General features: G+C 63.0%; 1 protein-coding gene. It reads left to right on the plus strand.

From position 1 onward, the window contains the following. The coding region (locus tag AF337_RS07335) for a hypothetical protein (protein WP_152970946.1) at positions 1 to 257 on the plus strand (257 nt) is incomplete at both ends.

Here is a 257-nt window from a genome sequence, read left to right on the forward strand (position 1 = left end):
CTGCAGGAGGGGTTGAACCTCGTCCGCTCGGCCGAGATGCATGCCGGCCCAACGCTCAATGCCGAATTGAAGGCCCTCGGCGACAATCTCGAAAGGGCGTCCGATGCCGAGCGCACGGCGATCCTGCTCGATGCCGGAACATCCGAATTGATGAACAAGGCCGATTGGCGGCCGTTTCGCCTTCGCTCGACGGCAAGCGCCGTCGATGCCGAACGCAAGGAGGCTGCCTTTGCCAGCTGGTACCAGATTTTCCCGCG

The sequence above is a fragment of the Rhizobium ecuadorense genome (genome assembly GCF_001187535.1).
GTDB lineage: Bacteria > Pseudomonadota > Alphaproteobacteria > Rhizobiales > Rhizobiaceae > Rhizobium > Rhizobium ecuadorense.